This is a genomic window from Cupriavidus sp. GW823-FHT06D04, assembly GCF_058795055.1.
On sequence record NZ_JBXAHL010000031.1, the window covers coordinates 59,899 to 85,208 of the forward strand.

Annotated in this window: 22 protein-coding genes; 12 read left to right on the forward strand and 10 right to left on the reverse strand. The window is 66.6% G+C overall.

The features are described 5' to 3' along the window. Positions 1 to 32: 32 nt before the first annotated feature. Positions 33 to 212, reverse strand: coding sequence for a hypothetical protein (locus AC1Q7H_RS29215; protein WP_013956238.1), 180 nt, complete (start codon positions 210 to 212; stop codon positions 33 to 35). Positions 213 to 412: 200 nt separating this feature from the next. Here AC1Q7H_RS29215 and AC1Q7H_RS29220 point away from each other — a divergent pair, with 200 nt between their 5' ends. Then, a complete protein-coding gene (locus AC1Q7H_RS29220) occupies positions 413 to 3,916 on the forward strand; it encodes a pyruvate carboxylase (protein ID WP_153954361.1) in 3,504 nt (1,167 codons plus the stop codon). A gap of 85 nt (positions 3,917 to 4,001) precedes the next feature. Here the strand turns inward: AC1Q7H_RS29220 and AC1Q7H_RS29225 are convergent, their stop codons facing one another. Further along, positions 4,002 to 4,352 (reverse strand): hypothetical protein, encoded by a 351-nt coding sequence (locus tag AC1Q7H_RS29225; protein WP_013956240.1) that lies wholly within the window; start codon positions 4,350 to 4,352, stop codon positions 4,002 to 4,004. Positions 4,353 to 4,654: 302 nt separating this feature from the next. On the opposite strand from AC1Q7H_RS29225, the gene AC1Q7H_RS29230 reads away from it, so the two are divergent. Continuing rightward, complete coding sequence (locus AC1Q7H_RS29230; protein WP_013956241.1) at positions 4,655 to 6,436, forward strand: SulP family inorganic anion transporter; 1,782 nt, start codon at positions 4,655 to 4,657, stop codon at positions 6,434 to 6,436. A 38-nt stretch (positions 6,437 to 6,474) separates the two neighbouring features. Here AC1Q7H_RS29230 and AC1Q7H_RS29235 read toward each other — a convergent pair whose 3' ends face one another. From AC1Q7H_RS29235 to AC1Q7H_RS29265, 7 genes are all read right to left on the reverse strand, one after another. Continuing rightward, positions 6,475 to 7,800: an MFS transporter gene (locus AC1Q7H_RS29235; RefSeq protein ID WP_153954360.1), complete on the reverse strand. Its 1,326-nt coding sequence runs from the start codon at positions 7,798 to 7,800 to the stop codon at positions 6,475 to 6,477. A gap of 127 nt (positions 7,801 to 7,927) precedes the next feature. Next, positions 7,928 to 8,908, reverse strand: a complete 981-nt coding sequence (locus AC1Q7H_RS29240; protein WP_013956243.1) for a tripartite tricarboxylate transporter substrate binding protein — start codon at positions 8,906 to 8,908, stop codon at positions 7,928 to 7,930. 70 nt (positions 8,909 to 8,978) lie between these two features. Beyond that, positions 8,979 to 12,545, reverse strand: coding sequence for an indolepyruvate ferredoxin oxidoreductase family protein (locus AC1Q7H_RS29245; RefSeq protein ID WP_153954359.1), 3,567 nt, complete (start codon positions 12,543 to 12,545; stop codon positions 8,979 to 8,981). A 91-nt stretch (positions 12,546 to 12,636) separates the two neighbouring features. Beyond that, a complete protein-coding gene (locus tag AC1Q7H_RS29250) occupies positions 12,637 to 13,671 on the reverse strand; it encodes an Ldh family oxidoreductase (protein ID WP_013956245.1) in 1,035 nt (344 codons plus the stop codon). Next, positions 13,668 to 14,372 (reverse strand): GntR family transcriptional regulator, encoded by a 705-nt coding sequence (locus AC1Q7H_RS29255; RefSeq protein ID WP_013956246.1) that lies wholly within the window; start codon positions 14,370 to 14,372, stop codon positions 13,668 to 13,670. Before AC1Q7H_RS29255 ends, AC1Q7H_RS29250 begins: the two co-directional genes overlap by 4 nt. A gap of 6 nt (positions 14,373 to 14,378) precedes the next feature. Then, positions 14,379 to 15,533, reverse strand: coding sequence for a UxaA family hydrolase (locus tag AC1Q7H_RS29260; protein WP_013956247.1), 1,155 nt, complete (start codon positions 15,531 to 15,533; stop codon positions 14,379 to 14,381). A gap of 5 nt (positions 15,534 to 15,538) precedes the next feature. Then, positions 15,539 to 15,829 (reverse strand): UxaA family hydrolase, encoded by a 291-nt coding sequence (locus tag AC1Q7H_RS29265; RefSeq protein WP_013956248.1) that lies wholly within the window; start codon positions 15,827 to 15,829, stop codon positions 15,539 to 15,541. Between the two features lie 217 nt (positions 15,830 to 16,046). Here AC1Q7H_RS29265 and AC1Q7H_RS29270 point away from each other — a divergent pair, with 217 nt between their 5' ends. The 7 genes from AC1Q7H_RS29270 to AC1Q7H_RS29300 all read left to right on the forward strand — a co-directional run bounded on the left by AC1Q7H_RS29270 (position 16,047) and on the right by AC1Q7H_RS29300 (position 21,789). Then, positions 16,047 to 16,508 carry a hypothetical protein gene (locus AC1Q7H_RS29270; protein ID WP_013956249.1) on the forward strand — a complete coding sequence of 154 codons (462 nt, stop codon included), beginning with the start codon at positions 16,047 to 16,049 and terminating at the stop codon, positions 16,506 to 16,508. After that, on the forward strand, positions 16,498 to 16,863 hold the full coding sequence (locus AC1Q7H_RS29275) for a hypothetical protein (RefSeq protein WP_013956250.1): 366 nt from the start codon (positions 16,498 to 16,500) through the stop codon (positions 16,861 to 16,863). Before AC1Q7H_RS29270 ends, AC1Q7H_RS29275 begins: the two co-directional genes overlap by 11 nt. Before the next feature lie 52 nt (positions 16,864 to 16,915). After that, entirely contained in the window at positions 16,916 to 17,887 is a 972-nt protein-coding gene (locus AC1Q7H_RS29280; protein WP_013956251.1) for a zinc-binding dehydrogenase, read from the forward strand. Positions 17,888 to 17,920: 33 nt separating this feature from the next. Then, positions 17,921 to 18,715: a TauD/TfdA dioxygenase family protein gene (locus tag AC1Q7H_RS29285; protein ID WP_013956252.1), complete on the forward strand. Its 795-nt coding sequence runs from the start codon at positions 17,921 to 17,923 to the stop codon at positions 18,713 to 18,715. 116 nt (positions 18,716 to 18,831) lie between these two features. After that, complete coding sequence (locus AC1Q7H_RS29290; protein WP_013956253.1) at positions 18,832 to 19,950, forward strand: Re/Si-specific NAD(P)(+) transhydrogenase subunit alpha; 1,119 nt, start codon at positions 18,832 to 18,834, stop codon at positions 19,948 to 19,950. A 22-nt stretch (positions 19,951 to 19,972) separates the two neighbouring features. Further along, positions 19,973 to 20,323 (forward strand): NAD(P) transhydrogenase subunit alpha part 2, encoded by a 351-nt coding sequence (locus AC1Q7H_RS29295; RefSeq protein WP_013956254.1) that lies wholly within the window; start codon positions 19,973 to 19,975, stop codon positions 20,321 to 20,323. Beyond that, positions 20,320 to 21,789 carry an NAD(P)(+) transhydrogenase (Re/Si-specific) subunit beta gene (locus AC1Q7H_RS29300; protein ID WP_013956255.1) on the forward strand — a complete coding sequence of 490 codons (1,470 nt, stop codon included), beginning with the start codon at positions 20,320 to 20,322 and terminating at the stop codon, positions 21,787 to 21,789. Before AC1Q7H_RS29295 ends, AC1Q7H_RS29300 begins: the two co-directional genes overlap by 4 nt. Positions 21,790 to 21,841: 52 nt before the next feature. Here AC1Q7H_RS29300 and AC1Q7H_RS29305 read toward each other — a convergent pair whose 3' ends face one another. Continuing rightward, positions 21,842 to 22,891 carry an RNA-guided endonuclease InsQ/TnpB family protein gene (locus AC1Q7H_RS29305; protein ID WP_211982134.1) on the reverse strand — a complete coding sequence of 350 codons (1,050 nt, stop codon included), beginning with the start codon at positions 22,889 to 22,891 and terminating at the stop codon, positions 21,842 to 21,844. Positions 22,892 to 22,980: 89 nt separating this feature from the next. On the opposite strand from AC1Q7H_RS29305, the gene AC1Q7H_RS29310 reads away from it, so the two are divergent. The 3 genes from AC1Q7H_RS29310 (at position 22,981) to AC1Q7H_RS29320 (ending at position 25,310) form a co-directional block, all read left to right on the forward strand. After that, positions 22,981 to 23,769 carry an SDR family NAD(P)-dependent oxidoreductase gene (locus AC1Q7H_RS29310; protein WP_211980950.1) on the forward strand — a complete coding sequence of 263 codons (789 nt, stop codon included), beginning with the start codon at positions 22,981 to 22,983 and terminating at the stop codon, positions 23,767 to 23,769. A 29-nt stretch (positions 23,770 to 23,798) separates the two neighbouring features. Beyond that, positions 23,799 to 24,860, forward strand: a complete 1,062-nt coding sequence (locus tag AC1Q7H_RS29315; RefSeq protein WP_211980951.1) for a phosphotransferase family protein — start codon at positions 23,799 to 23,801, stop codon at positions 24,858 to 24,860. Positions 24,861 to 25,055: 195 nt separating this feature from the next. Further along, positions 25,056 to 25,310 (forward strand): RNA-binding protein, encoded by a 255-nt coding sequence (locus tag AC1Q7H_RS29320; RefSeq protein WP_153954357.1) that lies wholly within the window; start codon positions 25,056 to 25,058, stop codon positions 25,308 to 25,310.

The window sequence follows — 25,310 nt, forward strand, 5'->3', positions numbered from 1 at the left end:
CTTGCGGCAGCAGGCCGGGATGGGCGCGTATTTCATCGCGCCTGCAAACCTGCCGTCGCCCTGGCCATCGCGCTGCGTCGCGGGCAGGCGAACCTGGTCTTGAAGAGGAAGGCACCACGATGTACTACGGAAGAAACGGAGCCCGCGGGCACAGCCGCGAGCTTGCCGGAGATGGCGATCAGCCGCTTGCCGGCCAGAATCGAAGCGAGCATGGCGATCGGGACCAGCCGTCGCCAAAGCGAGCCAACTGGGCATGGGCCGCTGCATCGGCGCACTATGACTGGATGGACTCGCACGCCCCATTTGCCCATTACGACTAGCGGCCCGGGCAAGCCTTGCGCCCGTGCTGCATCCCTGATCACCTGACCCTGCCGTGGCGGTTGCGCACGGCTGGTTCGTTTCCCTGCGCCCCATGGACTACGCTCCTATCCGTTCCCTGCTGATTGCCAACCGTTCCGAGATCGCGATCCGCGTGATGCGCGCCGCCGCCGAGATGAATGTGCGCACGGTGGCGATCTATTCGAAGGAAGACCGCCTCGCGCTCCATCGCTTCAAGTCCGATGAGAGCTACCTGGTCGGCGAAGGCAAGAAGCCGCTGGCGGCTTACCTCGACATCGACGATATCCTGCGCATTGCCAGGCAGGCAAAGGTCGACGCCATTCATCCGGGCTATGGCTTCCTCTCGGAAAACCCGGACTTCGCGCAGGCCGTGATCGACGCGGGAATCCGCTGGATCGGCCCGTCGCCCGAGGTCATGCGCAAGCTTGGCAACAAGGTGGCGGCGCGCAACGCGGCGATCGAGGCGGGCGTGCCGGTAATGCCGGCAACTGATCCGCTGCCGCATGACCTGGATACGTGCAAGCGCCTGGCCGCCGGCGTCGGCTATCCGCTGATGCTCAAGGCAAGCTGGGGCGGCGGCGGACGCGGCATGCGGGTCCTGGAAAGCGAGCAGGACCTTGAGGGGGCGCTCGCCGCGGCGCGGCGCGAGGCGCTGGCTGCGTTCGGCAATGACGAGGTCTATGTCGAAAAGCTGGTGCGCAACGCGCGCCATGTCGAAGTGCAGGTGCTCGGCGACACGCACGGCAACCTCGTGCATCTCTATGAGCGCGACTGTACCGTGCAGCGGCGCAACCAGAAGGTGGTGGAGCGGGCGCCCGCGCCGTATCTCGACGATGCCGGCCGGGCCGCGCTGTGCGAATCGGCCCTGCGGCTGATGCGCGCGGTCGGCTACACCCATGCCGGTACGGTCGAATTCCTGATGGATGCCGATTCCGGCCAGTTCTACTTCATCGAGGTCAATCCGCGCATCCAGGTCGAACACACGGTCACGGAGATGGTCACTGGGATCGATATCGTCAAGGCGCAGATCCGCGTGACGGAGGGCGGCCATATCGGCATGACCGAGAACACGCGCAATGAAAACGGCGAGATCGTCGTGCGCGCCGCGGGCGTGCCGGTGCAGGAAGCGATTTCGCTCAACGGTCACGCGCTGCAATGCCGGATCACCACCGAGGACCCGGAGAACGGCTTCCTGCCGGACTATGGCCGCCTCACCGCCTACCGCAGCGCGGCCGGCTTCGGCGTGCGCCTGGACGCCGGCACTGCCTACGGCGGCGCGGTGATCACGCCGTACTACGATTCGCTGCTGGTCAAGGTCACCACCTGGGCGCCGACCGCGCCCGAATCGATCCGGCGCATGGACCGTGCGCTGCGCGAGTTCCGCATTCGCGGCGTCGCGTCCAACCTGCAGTTCCTCGAGAACGTCATCAACCATCCCGCGTTCCGGTCCGGCGATGTCACCACGCGCTTTATCGACCTGACGCCGGAACTGCTGGCCTTCACCAAGCGCCTGGACCGCGCCACCAAGCTGCTGCGTTACCTGGGCGAGGTCAGCGTCAACGGGCACCCGGAGATGAGCGGCCGCACGCTGCCATCGCTGCCGCTGCCCACACCGGTCCTGCCCGCCTTCGACACCAGCGGTGCGCTGCCCTACGGTACGCGCGACCGGCTGCGCGAGCTGGGCGCGGAGAAGTTCTCGCGCTGGATGCTGGAGCAGAAGCAGGTGCTGCTGACTGACACCACCATGCGCGACGCGCACCAGTCGCTGTTCGCCACGCGCATGCGCACCGCCGACATGCTGCCGATCGCGCCGTTCTATGCGCGCGAACTGTCGCAGCTGTTTTCGCTGGAGTGCTGGGGTGGCGCCACCTTCGACGTGGCGCTGCGCTTCCTCAAGGAAGACCCGTGGCAGCGCCTTGAGCAACTGCGCGAGCGCGTGCCCAACGTGCTGTTCCAGATGCTGCTGCGCGGCTCCAACGCGGTCGGCTACACCAATTATGCCGACAACGTGGTGCGCTTCTTCGTGCGCCAGGCGGCCAGCGCCGGCGTGGATGTGTTCCGCGTGTTCGATTCACTGAACTGGGTGCGCAACATGCGGGTCGCGATCGACGCCGTCGGCGAGAGCGGCGCGCTGTGCGAAGGCGCGATCTGCTATACCGGCGACCTGTTCGACAAGTCGCGCGCCAAATACGACCTGAAGTACTACGTCGGCATCGCGCGCGAGCTGAAGCAGGCCGGCGTGCATGTGCTGGGCATCAAGGACATGGCAGGCATCTGCCGTCCGCAGGCCGCGGCGGCACTGGTCAGGGCGCTCAAGGAAGAGACCGGGCTGCCGGTGCATTTCCATACCCACGACACCAGCGGCATCTCGGCCGCTTCGGCGCTGGCCGCGATCGAGGCCGGCTGCGATGCGGTCGACGGCGCGCTCGACGCCATGAGCGGGCTGACCTCGCAACCCAACCTGTCGAGCATCGCCGCGGCCCTGGCCGGCAGCGAGCGCGATCCCGGCCTCAGCCTGGAGCGCCTGCACGAAGCGTCGATGTACTGGGAAGGGGTGCGCCGCTTCTACGCGCCGTTCGAATCCGAAATCCGCGCCGGCACCGCCGACGTGTACCGCCACGAGATGCCCGGCGGCCAGTACACCAACCTGCGCGAGCAGGCGCGCTCGCTCGGCATCGAGCATCGCTGGACCGAGGTGTCGCGTGCCTATGCCGAGGTCAACCAGATGTTCGGCGACATCGTCAAGGTGACGCCGACATCCAAGGTGGTCGGCGACCTGGCATTGATGATGGTGGCCAACGACCTGAGCGCCGCCGACGTGTGCGATCCGGCCAAGGAAACCGCCTTCCCTGAATCGGTGGTGTCGCTGTTCAAGGGCGAACTGGGCTTTCCGCCCGACGGCTTCCCCGCGGCACTGTCGCGCAAGGTGCTGCGCGGCGAGCCGCCCGTGCCGTACCGGCCCGGCGACCAAATCCCGCCGGTTGACCTCGACGCGGCGCGCGTCGCGGGTGAAGCAGCGTGCGAACAGCCGCTCGACGACCGCCAGCTGGCTTCGTACCTGATGTACCCGAAGCAGGCCGGCGAGTACCACGCGCATGTGCGCAACTACAGCGACACCTCGGTGGTACCCACGCCGGCATACCTGTACGGCTTGCAGCCGCAGGAAGAAGTGGCCATCGACATCGCCGCCGGCAAGACCCTGCTGGTCTCGCTGCAAGGCACGCACCCCGATGCCGAAGAGGGTGTCATCAAGGTCCAGTTCGAGCTGAACGGGCAGTCGCGCACCACGCTGGTCGAGCAGCGCAGCACCACGCAAGCGGCGGCGAAGCGCCACAGCCGTCCGGTTGCCGAGCCCGACAACCCGCTGCATGTCGCTGCGCCCATGCCTGGCTCGATCGTGACGGTGGCGGTGCAGCCAGGGCAGCGCGTGGCCGCGGGCACGACGCTGTTGGCGCTGGAGGCGATGAAGATGGAGACCCATATCGCGGCGGAGCGGGACTGCGAAATCGCCGCAGTCCATGTTCAGCAGGGCGATCGCGTGGCGGCGAAGGATCTGCTGATTGAACTGAAGAATTGACGCTGGCTGGCAGGCGCAGGCTCCGATTCGCATCCCGCGGCGAACCGTCCGCCACTTCCACCACGCCGTGCAGACAGATTCCCGGCTACGTGCAGTTGTCCCGGTACGCCTGCTGCAGTTGCTTGCGCGTCTTGTCGCGTTCGATCTTGGGGATGGTGCGGCCTTGCGCGTTCTGGGTGGCAGGGCCGGATGATTGATAGGAGCGCTTCTTGGAGGTGGCGTTGTATTGCTCCTTCAGGGCTTCGCACTTGGCGCGCGCGGCATCGTCAGGATCGGGCGAGGCGGCTGACGGGGGGCGATAGGGACTGGCCCCGCCTTGCACCGCTTCCGATATGGCGCCGGCGGCACCGTCTGCCGGTGCGGGCTGCGCCAGGGCAGGCGAGGCCCACGCCAGGGCCAGCAGGCCGGTTGCCAGGCATCTCGTCGATATCGGCATCTTGTCTCTCCCCGGTGCAAAGGCATTCCGCTGGGCGCGGGAACCCTGTCGGACTACAGGCTGGCTTGCCAGACCATCATACGTCCCATTACCGGGATTGTCAGAAGCGAATGACCCGGGCGGTTCTTCCCCGTAGTCAGATCGGGAGCGCGGTGCGGCAAGCAGGCAGCATTGCATTGCAGCATCCGAGGGGTTTCGCGGCACCCCGACCAGGGCGTTCCAGGGCCGGCTGATCCACTTCTTTCTTTGATCCGGCGGGGCGGCACCCTCTATAGTCGATGTATGCCAAGGAGATGCCCCCCATGGAGCCTCAGAACCTGACTCCCGCCGCGCAGCGCGACGCCGACAAGGCACCCGGGTGGTTGCGCTGGCTCCCCGGGGTCCAGATGCTGAAGTCATACCAGCCGGGCTGGCTGCCGAACGACCTCGCCGGCGGGCTGGTGCTGACCACCATGCTGGTGCCGGTCGGCATCGCCTACGCGGAGGCCTCCGGCGTGCCCGGTGTCTACGGGCTCTACGCCACCATGATCCCGATGCTGGTGTATGCCGTGTTCGGCCCGAGCCGGATCCTTGTGCTGGGGCCGGATTCGGCCCTGGCCGCGCCGATCCTGGCTGTGGTGCTGCAGGTCTCCGGCGGCGATCCGGCGCGCGCCATCATGGTGGCCAGCATGATGGCAATCGTCTCGGGCGTGGTCTGCATCGTGATGGGGCTGTTGCGGCTGGGGTTCATTACCGAGTTGCTGTCCAAGCCGATCCGCTATGGCTACATGAACGGGATCGCGCTCGCGGTGCTGGTCAGCCAGTTGCCCAAGCTGTTCGCCATCTCGATCGAGGACGCCGGCCCGCTGCGGGAGATAATCAGCCTCGGCCGGGCGATCCTGGCCGGCGAGACCAACTGGTACAGCTTTGCGGTCGGCGCGGGCAGCCTGGTGCTGATCCTGTTCCTGAAGCGCTTCGAGCGCATTCCCGGCATCCTGATCGCGGTGATCATTGCCACGCTGGCCGTCAGCGGGCTCCACCTGGACCAGTCCGGCGTGAAGGTGCTGGGCCAGATCCCGCAAGGCTTGCCGGCCTTTGTCGTGCCCTGGGTGAGCGATGCGGACCTGGTGAAGATCCTGCTGGGCGGGTGTGCCGTTGCGCTGATCTCGTTCGCGGATACCAGCGTGCTGTCGCGCACCTTTGCCGCGCGCACCAACACCCGCGTCGACCCGAACCAGGAGATGGTCGGGCTGGGCGCCGCCAACCTGGCCGCGGGCTTCTTCCAGGGCTTTCCGATCAGCAGCAGCTCGTCCCGTACGCCGGTGGCCGAAGCCGCGGGCGCGAAGACCCAGCTTACCGGCGTGTTGGGTGCGCTGGCCGTGGCGGCGCTGCTGATGTTCGCGCCCAACCTGCTGCAGTACCTGCCAAACAGCGCGCTGGCCGCGGTGGTGATCGCGGCGGCCATCGGCCTGTTCGAGGTGAATGACCTGAAGCGCATCTACCGGATCCAGCAGTGGGAGTTCTGGCTTTCCATGGTGTGCTTTGCCGCGGTGGCGGTGTTCGGGGCCATCCAGGGGATCATCCTGGCCGTGGTCATCGCCGTTATTGAGTTCCTGTGGGACGGCTGGCGGCCGCACTATGCCGTGCTCGGCCGCGTCGAAGGCCTGCGCGGCTACCACGACATGCAACGCTACCCGCATGCGCAGCGCATCGACGGCCTGGTGCTGTTCCGCTGGGATGCGCCGCTGTTCTTCGCCAATGCCGAACTGTTCCAGGAGCGGCTGATGGAAGCGATCGATGCATCGCCGACACCCGTGCGCAGGGTCGTAGTGGCGGCCGAACCGGTGACCAGTGTCGATGTCACCTCGGCCGACATGCTGCGCGAACTGAGCCGCACCCTGGACGCGCGCGGCATTGCGCTGCATTTCGCCGAGATGAAGGATCCGGTGCGTGACAAGCTCAAGCGCTTCGAGCTGATGGAAGCGATTGGCGACAAGAATTTCCATCCGACCGTTGGCAGTGCGGTGGATGACTACCTTGGACTTGACGACGGCCCGGCCGGCACGGGCAGCGGAAGTGCGCCTGCGGCGCAGGCCGGCCAGTGAAAAGACCTGCGCCGCATGCTTCGTTGCCGGCGCTGGGCTTACGAGAGCCGCCGGCCGAGCGTCTCCGGCACCATGGCCAACCCGAGCAGCGAGACCAGGCCGCAGCCGATCAGGTAGAAGGCCGGCGCATTGGGGCTGCCTGTCAGGTGGATCAGCACGGTCGAGAACAATTGGGCAAAGCCGCCGAATATCGCAATCGCCACATAGTAGGTCACGGACATGCCGGTGGCCCGCAGGCGCTGCGGCAATACCTCGCTCACCAGCACCAGCGTGGCGGGTGAAGTCATGGCCATGGGGATGGCCAGGCACCCGACCACCACCAGCAGGCAAGTCAATGACGGATAGGTGTTGAGCACGAAAAAGGCTGGATAGGCCATCAGCAGCAACACCACGCGCGACCACCACACCATGGTGCGGCGCCCGACGCGGTCGCACATCCAGCCGGCGATCGGACCGAACACCACCATCATGGCCGCGGCCACGAAGCCGGCCCAGACCGCCTCCCCGCGCGGGATATGCAGCTGGAAGGTGGCGTAGTTCGGCAGATAGTAGGCGATCAGGTGTACCGCCGCGGCGAGGCCGGTCATCAGGAGCACGCTGGCCACTAGCTCACGCCAGTGCTGGCGCATCAGCTGCCATCCGCCGGCAGCGGCCTTCTTGCGCGGCGGCGGCACCAGCGTTTCCTCCAGGCGCCGGCGGATCAGCTGGCCGATGGGGATTACCAGGATGCCGAGCAGGAATGCAGCGCGCCAGCCCCAATGCTCGAGGGCATCGGCGCTGAGCGTATGGCTGAGCGAGAGCGCCACCAGCGCTGCGAACACGGCGGCAATACCCTGGCTGGCCGTCTGCCAGCTGGTGTAGAAGCCGCGCGAGCGTTCGTCCGCGTACTCCAGCAGCATGGCGCTGGCCGAGCCCATCTCACCGCCGATCGCAAAGCCCTGCAGCAGGCGTGCGAGGATCATCAGGACCGGGGCCAGGTAGCCGATCTGTGCATAGGTCGGCGTCACCACGAGGATCAGGGCGCTGAACGCCATCAGCCACATCGACAGCAGCACAGCGGGCTTGCGGCCATGGCGGTCGGCGTATGCGCCGATCACCAGTCCGCCCAGGGGCCGCATCAGGTAGCCCGCGCCAAAGGTGCCGAACGACAGTAGCAACTGGCCGAGCGGATTGCCGACAGGAAAATAGAGGGGAATGATCAGGGTGGCGAAGAAGTTGTACACCCCCGAGTCGTATAACTCCAGGGCACCGCCGATGGTGATGGCGGTGACCGCAGAAGCCTTGGACATGGGCTTGGGGTTGTCCTCGGCCGGCGCGGGCGTGGATATTGGCGACACCATGGTGGTGGTGGGATCGAGGGGCAAAGCTGTCTCCTGGCGCGGCCGTTGCCGGTACGGGTGCGGGCAAGAAGCCGCCGCGCGCTGTTGTTAGTCTGATGAAGTGAGTCGGTGGAGGCGGGCCGGCGGCCTGGCGTCGCCGGGCCGTGCTGCCTTATTCCAGCCGGAACCCGGTCTGCTTGATGGCGAGCGCCCATTTCTTCTGCTCGGCCGCCATGAAGCTGGCAAACTGGTCTGGGGAACTCTGGCTGGCGGGCTCATAACCCCTGCTGACGAGTTGCTGGCGCACGCCAGGCGCATTCAGGGCCTTCTCGATCTCCTTGCCGAGCAGCGCGACGATTTCCTTCGGCGTGCCGGCGGGTGCCACCAGGCCATACCATTCGCTGGCCTCGATACCGGGGAAGCCCGCCTCCGCCATGGTCGGCACATCCGGGAACAACGGCAGCCGCTGCTTGCTGGCCACGGCGATGCCCTTGAGTTGGCCGCCCTTGACGAACGGCATCACCGCCGGCACGCCGTGGAACATCATCTGGATGTGGCCTCCGACCATGTCGGTCAGCGCCTGCGGTCCGCCCTTGTAGGGCGCGTGCACGACATTGATATGGGCGGTCTCCTTGAACACCTCGGTGATCACGTTCTGCTGGGTGCCCGGGCCGACCGATGCATAGCTGAGCTTGCCGGGCTCCGCCTTGGCGCGTGCCACCAGGTCCTTGACAGAGCCGCCCACGGACGGGTGGATTACCAGCATGTACGGCGAGCTTGCCATCAGCCCCAGCGGCGCGAAGTCCTTGCCCATGTCGAAGGGCAGGTTCTTGTGCAGGCCGGCGTTGATCGCCATCGGTGCGCTGGCGACCAGCAGCGTGTAGCCATCCGGTGCCGCCTTGGCGCCCATGCCGGCGCCGATATTGCCGGTTGCCCCGGGCCGGTTGTCGACCACGACTTGCTGGCCCAGGCTGGCTGTCATCTTCTCGGCCACCGTGCGGGTGACGGCATCGACGCCGCCGCCCGCCGGCCAGGGTACGATGATGCGGATCGGGCGGTTGGGGTATCCGCCTTGTGCCAGCGCGCCGGTGGCGCAGGCGGCCAGTGCGATCGCGCCCAGGGTACGGCCAAAGCGGTTCAGTACGGATTTCATCTGTTGTCTCCTCGCTGTCTCTGGCGGGCCCCGTGCGGGTGGCGGGGCCTACGCTGTTTCAGTCTTTGGTTTATGCCGCTTCAGTAGCCTTGGTCTGTCCCGGCTTTGCGCTTCCTTGCTGCCATTGCGCCATCAGCCGCTCCCAGCGCGTGCGGGTGGCCGCCAGGTTGCGCGCCTTGACGTGGCCGTAGCCGCGGATTTCCTGCGGCAGCCGGGCAATCTCCAGCGCCAGGTCAAGGTTTTGCGCGGAAAGTGCCGGCAGCAAGGCTTCCACGCTGCGCCGGAATTCACCGATCAAAGCCCGCTCTTCCTTGCGCTCCAGGGTGTAGCCGAAGGGGTCGAATGCCGTGCCGCGCAGTCCCTTGAACCGGGCCAGTACGCCGAACGCGCTGCGCATCCACGGGCCATAGGCGCCTTTCACCAGTTCGCCGGCCTGGTTCTTCCGCGCAAACAGGGGAGGGGCCAGGTGATGGACCAGCCGGACCTTGCCTTCGAACATCGACGCAATCTGCTGGCGGAATGCGGCGCCGGTATGCAGGCGAGCCACCTCATATTCGTCTTTATAGGCCATCAGCTTGAACAGCGAGCGGGCCACGGCTTCGGTCAGGCGGGTGCCGCCGACGACCGATTCCGCCGCCTTCACGCGGCCCACTAACGACTCGTATTGCGCCGCATAGGCCCGGTTCTGGTAGCCGGCCAGGAAGTCGGCATGCTTCGTCATCAGTTCCCCGACCGGCACCTTGCGCACGAACTGGATCACCTGCGAGCCGGCCGGCAGCGCGGGTATCTTCGACATATCGTGGGCGCACAGCCGGCCCCATTCGAAGGCCGCCTTGTTGCTGTCGACCTGCACGCCGTTGAGCTCGATGGCGCGCATCAGCGCGGCGTGCGACAGCGGCACCTTGCCTTTCTGCCAGGCATAGCCGAGCAGCAGCAGGTTGGCGAAGATCGACTGGCCGAGCAGCTGCTTCGCCACCTGTTCGGCGTCGAAGCTGGCGAGCTGGCCTTCGCCGACGGACTGCGCGATCCGCGCCACGGCCTCGCCGGTCTGCGGATCCCAGTCGGGATTGCGGACAAAGGCCGCGGTCGGGGTGAGATGGCTGTTCAGCACCACATAGGTCCGCGCCGGCGACATCGCGGCCAGCGAGGTCTTGCCGGCTGCGACCACGGTATCGCAGGCGATCACCAGGTCGGCCATGGCCATGTCGACGCGGCTCGCATGCAGGGCGTCCGGGCTGGCGGCGATCTGGATGTGGCTCCAGGTGGCCCCACCCATCTGCGCCATGCCGGTCGCATCCTGGGTGATCACGCCCTTGCCCTCCAGGTGGGCGGCCATGCCCAGCACGCCGCCGATGGTGACGATGCCGGTGCCGCCGATCCCCGCCACCACGATGCGCTGCGGCTTGCCGGCATCCGGCAGCGTGGGCATCGGGATGGCCGGAGGCGTGGCGCGGCCGCTCGCGGTGGCGGCGGGCTTCTTCAGTTGGCCGCCTTCGACCGTGACAAAGCTCGGGCAGAAGCCCTTGGTGCAGGAGAAGTCCTTGTTGCAGGTATCCTGGTTGACCTTGCGCTTGCGGCCGAAGTCGGTTTCCACCGGCTGCACGGCCAGGCAATTGCTTTGCACGGAGCAGTCGCCGCAGCCTTCGCACACCAGCTCGTTGATGACCACGCGCTTCGCCGGATCGACCATGGTGCCGCGCTTGCGCTCGCGGCGCTTCTTGGTGGCGCAGGCCTGGTCGTAGATGATCACGGTCACGCCGGACACCTCGCGCAGCTCGCGCTGCACGGTATCGAGCTCGTCGCGGTGGCGCACGGTGACGCCGGCGGCGAGGTTGTCGACACCCTTGTACTTGCCCGGTTCGTCCGTGACCACGACGATCTGCCGCGCGCCTTCGGCGCCCAGTTCGCGCGTCATCGCCGGCACGTCGAGCTGGCCGTCCACCGGCTGGCCGCCGGTCATGGCCACGGCGCTGTTGAACAGGATCTTGTAGGTCAGGTTCACGCCGGCGTGGATCGACTGGCGTACCGCCAGCAGGCCGGAGTGGTTGTAGGTGCCGTCGCCCAGGTTGGCGAACATGTGGGTGCGCTTGCTGAAGGGCGCCTGGCCCATCCAGTGCACGCCTTCGCCGCCCATCTGCGACCACGAGGTGGTCGAGCGGTCCATCCACACCACCATGCCGTGGCAGCCGATGCCGGCGGTCGCGACCGAGCCCTCCGGCACCTGGGTGCTGGTGTTGTGCGGGCAGCCCGGGCAGAACCACGGCAGGCGATCGGTGGCGCGCGTATCGCCCTGGCCGGTGGCGCGTTCCTTCGCTTCGATTTCCTGCAGGCGCACGTCCATGCGCGCGGCCACGTCGGCCGGCACGCCCAGCGCCTTGAGCCGCTGCGCGATGGCCTTGGCCACCAGCGCGGGCGAGAGATCGGCCTTGGCGCGCAGCAGCCAGTCCTCGGCGGGCTTGCGGTGGCTCCATTCGCCGCCGGCGCCGTCGGTGTGGTGGTACTTGCCGAAGACGGCCGGGCGGGCGGCGGGCGGGTAGTGGTACAGCTCGTCCTTGAGCTGCTGCTCGATGACGGGACGCTTTTCCTCGACCACCAGGATTTCGCGCAGCCCGCGCGCAAAGTCGCGCACGCTGTCGGGCTCCAGCGGCCAAACCACGCTGACCTTGTGCAGCCGGATGCCGAGCGCGCGGCAGGTGGCGTCATCCAGCCCGAGGTCGAGCAGGGCCTGGCGCGTGTCGCTGTAGGCCTTGCCGCTGGCGATGATGCCGAGGCGGTCGCCGGATCCCTCGATCACGTTGCGGTTCAGGCGGTTGGCACGCACATAGGCGAGCGCGGCCGGCCACTTGAACTCCATCATGCGCGCCTCGGCCGCGAGCGGATCGTCGGGCCAGCGGATATGCAGTCCGCCCTCGGGCAGGGCGAAGTCTTCCGGCAACACGATGCGCACGCGATCCGAGTCGGTGGTCACCGAGGCGCCCGATTCCACCACCTCCTGCACGGTCTTCATGCCGGCCCACAGCCCGCTGAAGCGGCTCATGGCGAGGGCATGCACGCCGAGATCGAGGATGTCCTGCACATTGGACGGGAAGAACACCGGCAGCCCGCACGCCATGAAGGTGTGGTCGCTCTGGTGGGCCAGCGTGCTGCTCTTGGAGACATGGTCATCGCCGGCGAGCGCGATCACGCCACCCAGCGGCGAGGTGCCGGCGAGGTTGGCATGCTTGAGCGCATCGCCGCTGCGGTCGACGCCGGGACCCTTGCCATACCAGATGCCGAACACGCCGTCGTAGCGCTTGCTGGCGGCATCGAACTCCAGTTGCTGCGAGCCCCAGACCGCCGTGACGCCGAGTTCCTCGTTGACGCCGGGTTTGAAGACCACGTGGTTATCGGCAAGATGCTTCTTTGCCTGCCACAGCGCCTGGTCATAGGTCCCCAGGGGTGAACCGCGGTAGCCGGAAATAAAGGCGGCGGTGTTGTGGCCGGCCGCGGCATCGCGCTTGCGCTGCAACAGCGGCAGGCGTACCAGCGCCTGCACGCCGCTCATGTAGGCACGGCCGGAGTCCAGCGCGTACTTGTCGTCGATCGACACGGCTTGCATCGCCTGCCGGGCCGCGTCGGGGAGGATTGGAGCATTCATAAGGGCGGTTTTCAGGCAAACAGGGTTGAACGGGGCCTGCCGGCGTGCCTTGGCACCCGGATTCCAGGCAATACAGGTGATGGAAGCGGCGCTAGCCGGGGAGGGGGATGCCGAGTTCGCGGCCTAGCGCATCCAGTTCCCGCACGACCGCGTCGGGCAGGGCGATGCCTTGCTCGCGGCCTTCGCGTTCGAGCGCTTCGCCTCGGTGTCCGGGGAGCCGGGCATCGGCGCCGCCGGCGGCAAGATAATTGCCGGTCCACTGCGCCATGTAGTCGGCGAACAGGTCCTTGCCGGCAAAGGCGTCCGGCTTTACCAGCCAGACAAAACCGCCTTGGCGGCCGACCGCGCCGGCGCCTGCGACGGTGTTGCGTGCGGGAGAAAGCGAGTCTGCGGTGGCGGCCATGGCACCGGCCAGGCACTCCACCATCATGGCGATGCCGATGCCTTTGTGCCCGCCGGTGGGCAGCAGCGAGCCTTCCAGCGCGCGTTGCGCATCGGTGGTCGGATGGCCGTCGGCGTCTAGCGCCCAGTCATCGGGAATCGGCTTGCCTTCACGGGCGGCCAGCAGGATATGGCCGCGGGCGGCGACGCTGCAGGCGACGTCGAACACGATCGGCGCCGCGCCCGGCAACGGGCAGCCGAAGGCGATGGGGTTGTGCCCGATCGCGGCGCGGGCAAATCCTTCCATGCCCAGCACGGGCGGCGTGCGCTGTCCGACCATGCAGAAGGCACCCGCCTCGGCAGCCAGCAGCGCCGGGATGCCCAGCGCGCCGAGATGGCCGCACGATTGCACCGCAACCAGCACGGACGCGCACGATTGCAGCGCCTCCAGCCCCAGTTGCACGGCGCGCGGGCCCGCGATCTGGCCCATGGCGCCGTCGGCGTCCAGCACGATGCCGCCCGGAAAGGCCTTGTGCGACATCTCGGGGCGCGGGTTGAAATCGCCGGCACGCAGGCGTTCGACATAGGAGGGGACCCGCGTCAGGCCATGCGTCTTGTAGCCACGCAGTTCGCTGCGCACCAGTGCGGCCGCGGCTTCGGTAGCCTGGTCTGGCGCCACGCCGCACGACTCGAACACGGCGGCGGTCCAGCGCGCAAGGCGGTCGGTTTTCCAGCGGATACTCATGTGGATTTCTCCCGCACGATCATCAGGCGCTCCGCGAACGGGGCGGCATAGATCGACTGGTAGTAGAGCGGCTGGTCGCGCAGCGTGTAGCCACGTAACTCCATGATGAATGCCGGCGCTTCCGGGTCGAGCCCGAGTTCCTGCGCGGCCGCGGCCGGGGCCGGGCCAAAGCGGATCCACTGGTCCACGCGCAGCGTCGGCAGCGACAGGCGCTGGCCGATCAGCTCGCGCAGGTTCTTCTCCAGGGCATCGCGGTCCAGCCCGCCAAGTTGCGCAAAGTCTTCCTCGCGCAGCCAGAACTCGCTGTAGAGGTCGAAGCGGCCACCGACGCTGATCACGCGCTCGATGCGCACGTAGCCGTCACCGGCGAGGAACTCCGACCACGGTCCCTTGCGCTTGATACGCTTTACCGAGCGCGCGTGGACGTAGGACGGCAGCTCGTTGCCCTGTTCATCGCGAAAGCGCAGGTAACGGACATCCGCCGGCGCAACGCGCGTCCCGGAGACAAAGGTGCCCCGTCCCTGTTCGCGCGTGATCAGTCCGGAGTGCGTCAGCCGCGCCAATGCCTTCTGGATCGTGCCGACGCTGACCCCATGGAAGCTGGCGAGCTCGCCCTCGGAGGGCAGGCGGTCGCCCTCGCGCAGCGCGCCGGATTCGATGGAGTGGATGATCGCGTCGGAGACGCTGCGAAGTTTGGTCATGGTTGTTCAGAGGCTCAGTGCGAATCGACTGACCGCGGTCTCCCGGATATCGAGCACCTCGCTGGTCAGCCGCGTGCCGGATGCGACGTCCATCGCATAACCAAACAGCTGCTCGCCGAGGTCGGAGATCTTGTCCCCGTTCTGCAGGACTCCGCTGACGTCGAAGTCAATGTTGTCGGCCATGGTGTGCAGGGTATTGACGTTGCCGCACACCTTGACGGTCGGTGCCACCATGCTGCCGATGGGGTTGCCCACCCCCGTGCCGAAGAAGGTGAGCTGGCATCCGCCGGCGGCCAGCGCAGTGAGATTTTCCACTGCCGCGGCCGGCGCGTCCATGAAATGCAGCCCCTTCTTCTGCGGCGCCTCGCCGTAGCGCAGCACGCCCACCAGTGGGCTGGTGCCGGCCTTGGCCATGGCGCCCAGCGCCTTTTCCTCGACCGTGGTCAGGCCGCCGCGCTTGTTGTCGGGCGAAGGCTGGTCCTCGCGCATGTCGACGCCGCGCGAGATCGCCAGGTTTTCCATGTTGCGCACCGCCGTGACAAAGGCCTCGCGCACCCGGCCATCGGCCGCGCGCTCGGCGAACAGATGCTCGGCGCCGATGAACTCCGAGGTTTCGGAAATGATCACGGTGCCGCCGCCGGCGATCACCATGTCCGCCATGCGGCCGATCACCGGATTGCAGCTCAGCCCGGAAGTGGTGTCAGAACCGCCGCACTCGACGCCGATCACCAGCGACGACACCGGGCACGGCACGCGGCGCGCCTTCGACGCCGCCAGCGAGAGCCGGCTGGCCTTGCGCGTGCCTTCGGCAATGCATGCAACCGTGCCGTCGGGCTGCAGGTGCACGCATTCGACCGGCTTGCCGGTGCTGCGGATGCGGCGTGCGACCTCTTCCGTCGACGATTCTTCCAGGCCCACCAGCAGCACCGCGGCGATATTGGGATTGCGGCCAAGGCCGGCCAGCGACTCGAACGCGAAATCCAGGTCGGCGCCGAACTGTCCGCGCACGAACAGCGTCGTGACCGGGATGCAGCCGCCTACGGTGCGGGCAATGGTGCGGGTGACCGGATTGCAGTTGTCCATCACGGAAACCACCGCGACCCAGTTGCGCACACCGACCGCGCCGTTCTCGCGCGGGTATCCGAGGAAGGTTGTTGTCATCTGCATTACCCCTTTTGCAGGTCGCCGCGGGCACGCGCCGACTCGATGTTGTGAACGTGCATGTGTTCGCCGGCGCGCACCGCGCGGCTGGCGCGGCCGATGACCTGGCCGTACTTCAGGATGGTTTCTCCCTCGACCGTGTCGGCGATGCAGATCTTGTGGCCGAACGGCACGTCTTGCAGCAGCACCAGCTTGCCTTGTCGCTCGCCTTCCAGCGCGCAGGCGTCGCCGGCCTGGCCGGCGTCCAGCAGGGTGGCCACATTGTCGGCCGGGTTCAGTACGATGGCTCGGGGCATTGATCAACTCCTGTATAGGTGTTGGGATCAAATGTAGGGAGCCTGCTGGTATCTAGTCAAGGATAAATAGGGATACTTAGCGAAAACCACTACTCCTAGAGTGAAAGTCCTATATAGAAGTTTGTTGACATCGGCCCGACCGCTGTCTATCGTCATGACAACGGCGATGTTGTTTGCGCCGGAGCATCGACGCAGTGAATCAACGGAGAAGGCGGACATGAACGTCATGTCACACAAGGAAAAGATTGCGAAGCTGCAGGCCCTGCGCGCACGCCTGGATCCCCTGGAGGACTTCGGCCTGTGGTTCTGGGCAGGCATGACCGCCGGCACCCATGCCGTCAATGCAGCACTGCATCAGGCGGGCATCACGCTGGATGACGACCGGTTCCCGACGCAACCCGGCGTCTACCTGGTGCCGCAGCCCGACGGCAGCCTGAAGCCGGCGTTCCGGCCGCTGGGCGACGTCCTGCATGTCGGTCGCCCGAAAGTGGAGGGGCCGGTGCCTGCCGATATCGCCGAGATGATGGAAGTGATGGAGCACATCGAGCACTACCGCGATCCCTGTCTGCGCGAAGGGCTGGCGCCGACCGCCGGGATTGCGCAAGGTTGCGACGCCGCGCTGCGCCGCTGCCTGGGATTGCTGGAAGCGCGCCTGGAGGGAGACCGCCATGGACATTGAGCAGCACATGGCGATGGCGCGCAGTCTCGAGGCGTCGCTGCAGAAGTGCACCAGCGTCGACTACGAGATGACTATCGAAGGCGCGATGCTGGCGGGAACGCACTGGTTGAACGCGCTACTGCACAAGGTGGGTGCGACGCCGCCGCAGGCGGATGTGTTCCATACCTACCTGCTGACGGTCAATGAATTCCGGCGGCTGGCGGTGGCGGCGGAGAAGCCGCTGCACGCCCTGGCCGCCATCGAGGATACGCGGGCGCCGTTTGTACGCGGCAACCATCCGGGTGGAGAAGCTGCCGCCGAACGGGCGCTGGAGCTGCTGTCGTTGATCCGCGCGACGGCGCTGGGCAGCGCATAGCAAGTACAGACGCAGCAAGAGACACGTCGAGAGACAGGAAAAGGAGACAACAGTGAAGGCAGTCCGTGTAGTGCCGGGCCCCGAGGGCGGCAAGGTCGAAGTGCAGGATATCCCCGTGCCGGTGGTGGCAGCGGGGCAGGTACTGGTGAGGGTGCGCGCCGCGGGCCTCAACCGTGGCGAAATCAACCAGGCGAAGGAGCTGCGCTCGGGCAACACCATCACCACCGGCGTCGAATTTGCCGGCGAGATCGCGGAAGTCGGCGAAGGCGTCAGCGGCTGGCGCAAGGGCGACCGCGTGATGGGCCATGGCCGCGGCTGCCAGGCGGAGTACGTGGTGGCCGACCCGTTGGCACTGATCCCGGTGCCGGACGGCTTGTCATGGATCGATGCCGCGGCGTTCCCCAACGTCTTTATCACCGCGCATGACGCACTGGTCACCAACGGCCGCCTGGTGGCGGGCGAGTCGGTGCTGGTCAACGGTGCCTCGGGCGGCGTGGCGATGGCGGCGATCCAGATCGCCTCGCTGATGGGCGCCCGGCCCGTGATCGCGTCCTCGCGCTCGGCGGCCAAGCTGGACAAAATCAGCCAGTTCGGCGTGGATGTCGGCATCGACGCCTCGAAGGACGACCAGGTCGAGGCGGTCTTGCAGGCCACCGACAACAAGGGCGTCGACATCATCATCGATACCGTCGGCGGCCCGGTGTTCGAGGCCAATATGAAAAGCCTGGCAATCAAGGGCCGCCTGGTGAACATCGCGCGGCTGGGCTCGGCAACCGCCCAGATCGACCTGGCACAGCTCTGGCTCAAGCGCCTGCAGCTGATCGGCGTGACCTTCCGCACCCGCACGGAACAGGAGCGGCTGGAGTGCATCCAGGCCTGCGCGCGCGACATGCTGCCGTTTTTGCGCGCGGGCCGCGTGCGGCTGCCGATCGATCGGACCTTTGCCATGACCGACATCGACGCCGCGCATGCGTACATGAAGCAAGACCAGCACGTCGGCAAGATCGTGTTGCTGGTCGACTGATTCCACAGAAAGCGATAGATAAGAGGAGACATGATGACAATCCAGATCAAGCCGCTGACCGGCTCCGTGGCTGCAGCCGTGACCGGTGTCGACCTGAACCAGCCGCTCGACGACGCCAGCTTCGAGATCCTGCACCGGGCGTTCCTGGAGCATGGCGTGCTGGTGTTCCGCGGCCAGCAACTGCAGCCGGCCGCGCAGGTCGCGTTCGCCCGGCGCTGGGGCAAGCCGGTGCAGGGCAACCCGCTGCTCAAGGGCCTGACCGAGTTCCCGGAACTGGCTCAGGTCACCAGGATCCCGAAGGAAACCGCCTCGACCGAGGCCTGGCATTCGGACTCGATCTATACCGAGGTGCCGCCGAAGATCTCGATCCTGTCGGCGGTCACCATCCCCATCGGTGGCGACACCATGTGGTGCAACCAGTACGTCTCGTACGACCGCCTGTCGCCGGCGATGCAGCGCATGATCGAAGGGCTGCGGGCCCGCTTCTCGGGGGCGCGGCTGGCCAAGATGACGGGTTCGGACAAGGTGCCGACGGCCGTGCACCCGATCGTGCGCACGCACCCGGAGACCGGGCGCAAGGCGCTTTATGTCGGCCACCCCGACACCGCGCAGTGCATCGAAGGCATGACCGAAGTGGAGAGCCGTCCGCTGCTCGACTTCCTGTATGAGCACTCGGTGACGCCGGACAACGTCTACCGCCATATGTGGCAGGAGGGCGATGTGGTGATGTGGGATAACCGCTGCACCATGCACTACGCCGTGCACGACTATGGCAATGCCGACCGCGTGCTGAACCGCGTCACGCTGGAAGGGGAAGTGCCCCGCTGAGCTGTACCGCCAAGACCGGCGCCGCGCCTTGCCATTGATCCGGCATGCGGCGCCCGGCACACAGGTTGCCCGTCCACCCTCGACGCACGGAATGCACGGGACCAAAGGAGATTGAAATGCAGATAGGGATCCCGACTGAGACGCGGGCGGGGGAGGCGCGCGTTGCCGCAACGCCGGAGACCGTGAAGAAATACGTGGCACAGGGCCACCAGGTCATATTGCAGGCTGGCGCCGGCGTGCGTGCCAGCCAGACCGACAGCGCCTATGAGGCCGCGGGAGCGCGCATCGGCAGCGCCGCCGAGGCGCTGGGCGCGCAACTGGTGCTGAAGGTGCGCGCACCGGACGAAGCCGAGCTGGCGCAGATGAAGCCGGGCGCCGTGCTGGTCGGCATGCTCAATCCCTTCGACGCCGAGAACAACGCGCGCATGTCCGCCGCGAACATCACCGCCTTTGCGCTTGAAGCCGCGCCGCGCACGACGCGCGCGCAGAGCATGGACGTACTGTCGTCGCAGGCCAATATCGCCGGCTACAAGGCCGTGCTGGTGGCGGCGCACCATTACCAGCGCTTCATGCCGATGCTGATGACCGCCGCGGGCACCGTCAAGGCGGCGCGCGTGCTGATCCTGGGCGCGGGCGTCGCCGGCCTGCAGGCCATCGCCTCGGCCAAGCGGCTGGGCGCGGTGATCGAGGCCTCCGACGTGCGCCCCGCGGTGAAGGAGCAGATCGAATCGCTCGGCGGCAAGTTCCTCGATGTTCCCTTCCTCACCGACGAAGAGCGCGAGATCGCCCAGGGCGTGGGCGGCTATGCGCGCCCGATGCCGCCGGACTGGATGAAGCGCCAGGCCGAACTGGTCCACCAGCGCGCGATCCAGGCCGACATCGTCATTACCACCGCGCTGATCCCGGGCCGCAAGGCGCCCACGCTGCTGCACGAAGCGACCGTGCAGCAGATGAAGCCGGGCTCGGTGGTGGTCGACCTGGCCGCGGCACAGGGCGGCAATTGCCCGCTGACGGTGGCCGACGAAGTGGTCGAGCGCCATGGCGTCGTGCTGATCGGACACACCAACCTGGCCGGCATGGTCGCGGCCGACGCCTCGGCACTGTATGCGCGCAATGTGCTGGACTTCCTCAAGCTGGTCATCGACAAGGACGGCCAGTTCACGCTGAACCTGGAAGACGACATCGTCGCCGCATGCCTGATGACGCGGCGCGAAGAACTGGCGCTCGCCAGCTGAACCGGCAATCAAGGAGATCTCGATGGAAATAGTTGGCCACACGGTGATTAACCTGATCATCTTTGTACTGGCGATCTACGTGGGCTACCACGTGGTCTGGACGGTCACGCCCGCGCTGCACACGCCGCTGATGGCGGTGACCAATGCGATCTCGGCCATCATCATCGTCGGCGCCATGCTGGCCGCCGGCCTGACCGAGGGCTACGTTGGCCGCGCAATGGGGACGCTGGCGGTGGCGCTGGCGGCAGTGAATGTGTTCGGCGGCTTCCTGGTCACGCAGCGCATGCTGGAGATGTTCAGGAAGAAGGCACCCAAGGCGCAGCCCGAAGCCAAGGGGCAGCCTGGCGGCAAACTGGCGGAGGTAGCGCAATGAATGGCCTGTCGATGAATATGGTGACGCTGTCCTACCTGGGCGCGTCTGTTTGCTTTATCCAGGCGCTCAAGGGGCTGTCACACCCGACCACGGCGCGGCGCGGCAATACCTTCGGCATGGCGGGCATGTTGGTGGCGGCGCTCACCACGGTGGCGCTGATCTTCAAGCTGAAGAGCGAGCTGCTGTCCGGCGGGGCGGACCCGTCCGCGCCGGGCACCGGCCTGGCGCTGATCCTGGCGGCGCTGGTGGTGGGCGGCGGCATCGGTGCCTACGTGGCGAAGAAGGTGCAGATGACCAAGATGCCCGAGTTGGTCGCGGCGATGCACTCGCTGATCGGCCTGGCGGCGGTGTTTATTTCCGTGGCGGCAGTGGCGGAGCCTGCTGCCTTCGGTATCACGGCTGCCGGTTCGCATGACATTCCGCTGGGCAACCGCATCGAACTCTTCATCGGCTGCTTCGTCGGTGCCATCACCTTCTCCGGCTCGGTGATCGCCTTCGGCAAGCTGGCCGGGCGCTACAAGTTCCGGCTGTTCCAGGGCGCACCGGTGGTGTTCGCCGGCCAGCACTGGCTGAACCTGCTGCTGGCGGTGGCGATGGTGGGCTTTGGCATTGCGTTCTTCCTGACGCAGGCATGGATGCCGTTCCTGGTCATGCTGGCGCTCGCCTTCGTGCTGGGCGTGCTGATCATCATCCCGATCGGCGGTGCCGACATGCCGGTGGTGGTGTCGATGCTGAACTCGTACTCGGGCTGGGCAGCGGCGGGCATCGGCTTCTCGCTGAACAACCCGATGCTGATCATCGCCGGCTCGCTGGTGGGTTCCTCCGGCGCGATCCTGTCGTACATCATGTGCCGGGCGATGAACCGCTCGTTCTTCAACGTGATCCTGGGCGGCTTCGGCAGCGACGCCGCGGCCGCCAGCGGCCCGGCAGGGCAGGCCCAGCGCAATGTGAAATCGGGCTCGGCCGATGACGCCGCCTTCCTGATGGGCAATGCGGAAACGGTGATCATCGTCCCGGGCTACGGCCTGGCGGTCGCGCGTGCCCAACACGCGCTCAAGGAACTGACCGAAGTGCTCACGCACAGAGGCGTGACCGTGAAGTACGCGATCCACCCGGTGGCGGGCCGCATGCCCGGCCATATGAACGTGCTGCTGGCCGAGGCCGAGGTGCCGTACGACCAGGTCTTCGAGATGGAAGACATCAACAGCGAGTTCGGCCAGGCCGACGTGGTGCTGGTGCTGGGCGCCAATGACGTGGTCAACCCGGCGGCCAAGAACGACCCCAAGTCGCCGATCGCCGGCATGCCGATCCTGGAGGCGTACAAGGCCAAGACCATCATCGTCAACAAGCGCTCGATGGCCGCCGGCTATGCCGGGCTGGACAACGAGCTGTTCTACATGGACAAGACCATGATGGTGTTCGGCGACGCCAAGAAGGTGGTCGAGGACATGCTCAAGGCCGCCTGAGCCGCAGATTCACAGCAATAACGAGGAGACATGGATTGACATTCTCCCCTCCCTAAAGGGAGGAGATTCCCTCTGCAGGCGATCGATGTCCCGATCGGGCAAGGATATTTAACGCAGCGTTCACATCGCGATCATGTACGGCACCGCATTCACTGCATACCCACTGCCTTATTCCGAGGTCTGCGATACCTTTCGGCCTCCCCGGCGGCATCGCGTCGCACGAAGAACAAACCTGGGTGGTGAAACGTTCGTCGACTTCCTCATACCACGCGCCATGCGCAATCGCCTTGTACGCGAGCATTGTGCGGAAGGACGACCAGCCCGCATCGAGGACGGACTTCGCCATGCTGGTTTTGGCGAGGCCGGCGGCGTTCACATTCCCCACCGCGATGTAGTCAAAGTCTCGCACGATGCGACGCGAGAGCTTGTGCAGGAAGTCACGCCTTGCGTTGGTGATGCGGGCGTGAAGGTTCGTTGCCTGTCGCCGCTTGCGTGCTCGCTGCGCTTTGGCCAGCGCTTGCTCGAGTCGGCCGAGGTGGCGCGGATTCTCGAACTTCTCGCCGGTGGACAGCGTGGCAATGTCCTTCAAGCCCAGATCGATGCCGACGCCGCGTTCCGGGCAGCGGGCCTGGGTGTCGGCAACTTCAATCACGATGTTCAGGAACCAGTTGCCTCGCGCATCGCAGGAGAAATTTGTGCCGTCCTTGATCTTGCCTTCGGGAAGGGGGCGGGAGCTGAACACGCGAAACGTGTTGCCGGCAAAGCGGAATGCGTCGCCCGAGCGCTTGAGATCCCGGCCCTTGAGCGGCACCCAGCCAAGCGACTTGCGGCCGCGATAGCGCAGGTACGGCCGGCGGTGCTGGCTACGCGACTTGGCGTACTGCTCGCAAACCGCGTTGACGGTGCCGGAATGGATGCGCAGTTCCTTGCTGCTGCCGGTGGTCAACACGTTCAGATCGAAACCCGTGGGCCATTTCTTGCCCCACTTGAGTGCGTGCTTCTGCGTGTCGTTGCAGAAGTTCCAGACGTAGTTCACCGCGCGGCTCTGCTGATTGAGCAGGCCGTTCAGCGACTTCACCCGGTAGCGATAGACCAGAAGCATGCCGGTCATTCTAATATGGGATTGCTTGCTGCCGGCAGCACTCCTTTCACTCCCCGCCCTGAAGGGCGAGGTTTCTCGGAGCAAGTCTGATGAACCAGCAAGAACGCAACCTCGGCCTGTTCGCCGACCTGGAAGGCAAGGTAGCGCTGGTGACCGGGGCCTTTGGCGGCCTGGGCCTGCATTTTGCGCAGACGCTGGCGCGCGCCGGCTGCAAGGTGGCACTGGCGGGGCGGCGCGTGGCCGAAGGCGAGGCCGTGCTGGCGGAACTGCGCAGGCAGGGCGGGCAAGGCTGCGTCGTTGCGCTCGACGTCAGGGACCCCGCGTCGGTCGGTGCGGCGTTCGAGACGGCGCGCCAACAGCTCGGCCCGGTCCAGGTGGTCGTCAACAGCGCCGGCATCGCCACCACCGGGCCGGCCATGGAGGTGGATGAGGCCGCCTGGCAAGGCGTGATCGATACCAACCTGAACGGCGCCTGGCGCGTGGCGCAATGCGCGGCGCGGCTGATGCGCGAGGCCGGCAGCGGCGGCTGCATCGTCAATATCGCGTCGATCCTCGGCCTGCGCGTGGCGCAGCAGGTCCCGGCCTACACCGCCGCGAAGGCGGGCCTGATCCACCTGACGCGCTCGCTGGCGCTGGAATGGGCGCGGCACGGGATCCGCGTCAACGCGCTGGCGCCGGGCTATTTCGAGACCGACATCAACCGCGGCTTCTTCGAGACCGACAGCGGCCGGGCCATGATCGGGCGCATTCCGCAGCGCCGGCTCGGCCAGCCCCGGCAGCTCGACGGCGCGCTGCTGCTGCTGGCTTCGGATGCTTCCGACTACATGACCGGTACGGTGCTGCCCGTGGACGGCGGCCACGCGGTCAGCTCGCTCTGAGCCCACCCGCAATCGAGGAGAGCGATCCAATGCAACCAGCCCTTGCAGTTCCCGCCGCGACTGGCGGTTCGGGTTTCGATAGCGCTGCCCTGGCAGCGCTGCTGCATGCAGAAGGCCTGATCGACCGGCCCGAACTGACCCTGGAGCGCCTTGCCGGCGGCCAGTCCAATCCGACCTACCGGCTGGCCTGCGGCGCGCAGCAATACGTGCTGCGCACCAAGCCGCCGGGCCAGTTGCTGTCGTCCGCCCATGCCATCGACCGCGAGTATCGCGTGATGCACGCGCTGCGCGACAGCGACGTGCCGGTGCCCCCGGTCTACCTCTACAGCGAAGACACCACGATCCTTGGCACGCCCTTCTACCTGATGGGACTCCTGCAGGGCCGCGTGATCTATGACCAGTCCCTGCCGGGCCAGTCCCCGCAACAGCGCGCCGCGATCTACCGCGAGATGAACCGCGTGATCGGCGCCTTGCACCGCGTCGACTACCGCGCCGCCGGCCTGGCGGACTATGGCAGGAGCGGCGGCTACGTGGCGCGCCAGGTCGCGCGCTGGGTCGGCCAGTGCCGAGACACCGGCATGGGCGACAACAAGGCGCTGGCGGCGCTGGCAGAGTGGCTACCGCAGTACGTCCCGGACGCGGAGCAGACCAGCGTGGTGCATGGCGACTACCGCATGGACAACCTCGTCTTCCATCCCACCGAGCCCCGCGTCATCGGCGTGCTCGACTGGGAGCTGTCCACGCTCGGCCACCCGCTGGCGGACCTGGCCTACCACTGCATGAGCTGGCATATCCCGGCCGACCTGTGGCGCGGTATCGGCGGGCTCGACCTGCAGGCGCTGGGCATTCCCGACGAGGCGACCTACCTGCGCTGGTACGGCGAGGCAAACGGCACGCACGCGCTCGAGCAGTGGGACTTTTATCTCGCCTACAATTTCTTCCGGCTGGCGGCGATCATGCATGGCATCGGGCAGCGAGCCAGGAGCGGCAACGCCGCCGCGGCGGATGCCGTGGAGACCGGCAGGAAGGCGGTGCCGCTGGCCGAACTGGGGTGGCAATTCGCCATGCGCTACCGCGCGGCAGGGCGTTAGCGTTTGCGCACGGTCCGGCGCCAGCCGGATCGAAGCCTCCGCAGGTGATGGAATCTGCCCTGGATTCCTCATCGGGAATCAAAGTTTGCCTTCCGATCCAGCCTGGCTTAAAGATAGGAAGGGGAGATGGGCCCGCGGATTCATGGCCGCATCGGAACCGGGCTGACTGGCATCCCGAGCCTTCAGGAGACGTCAATGAGTGTGCTGATGCTTGTGAATATCGATACGGCGACAACCGACGAGGAAATCCAGGAGTTCATCGGTCGCTACGGCTTCCCGGCCTTCGATGAGATTGAACGCGTGCCGGGAGACGGCACCCGCCCGGCCGTATCGCTGCATTTCAATTCGGTCGATGCGGCCGCGTTGCGGCTGCTGCAGCCGCGCATCAACCACCTGTTCTGGAAGCAGCGCAAGGTGGACGCGATGGTGCTGACCGAGCGTTTCGAATAG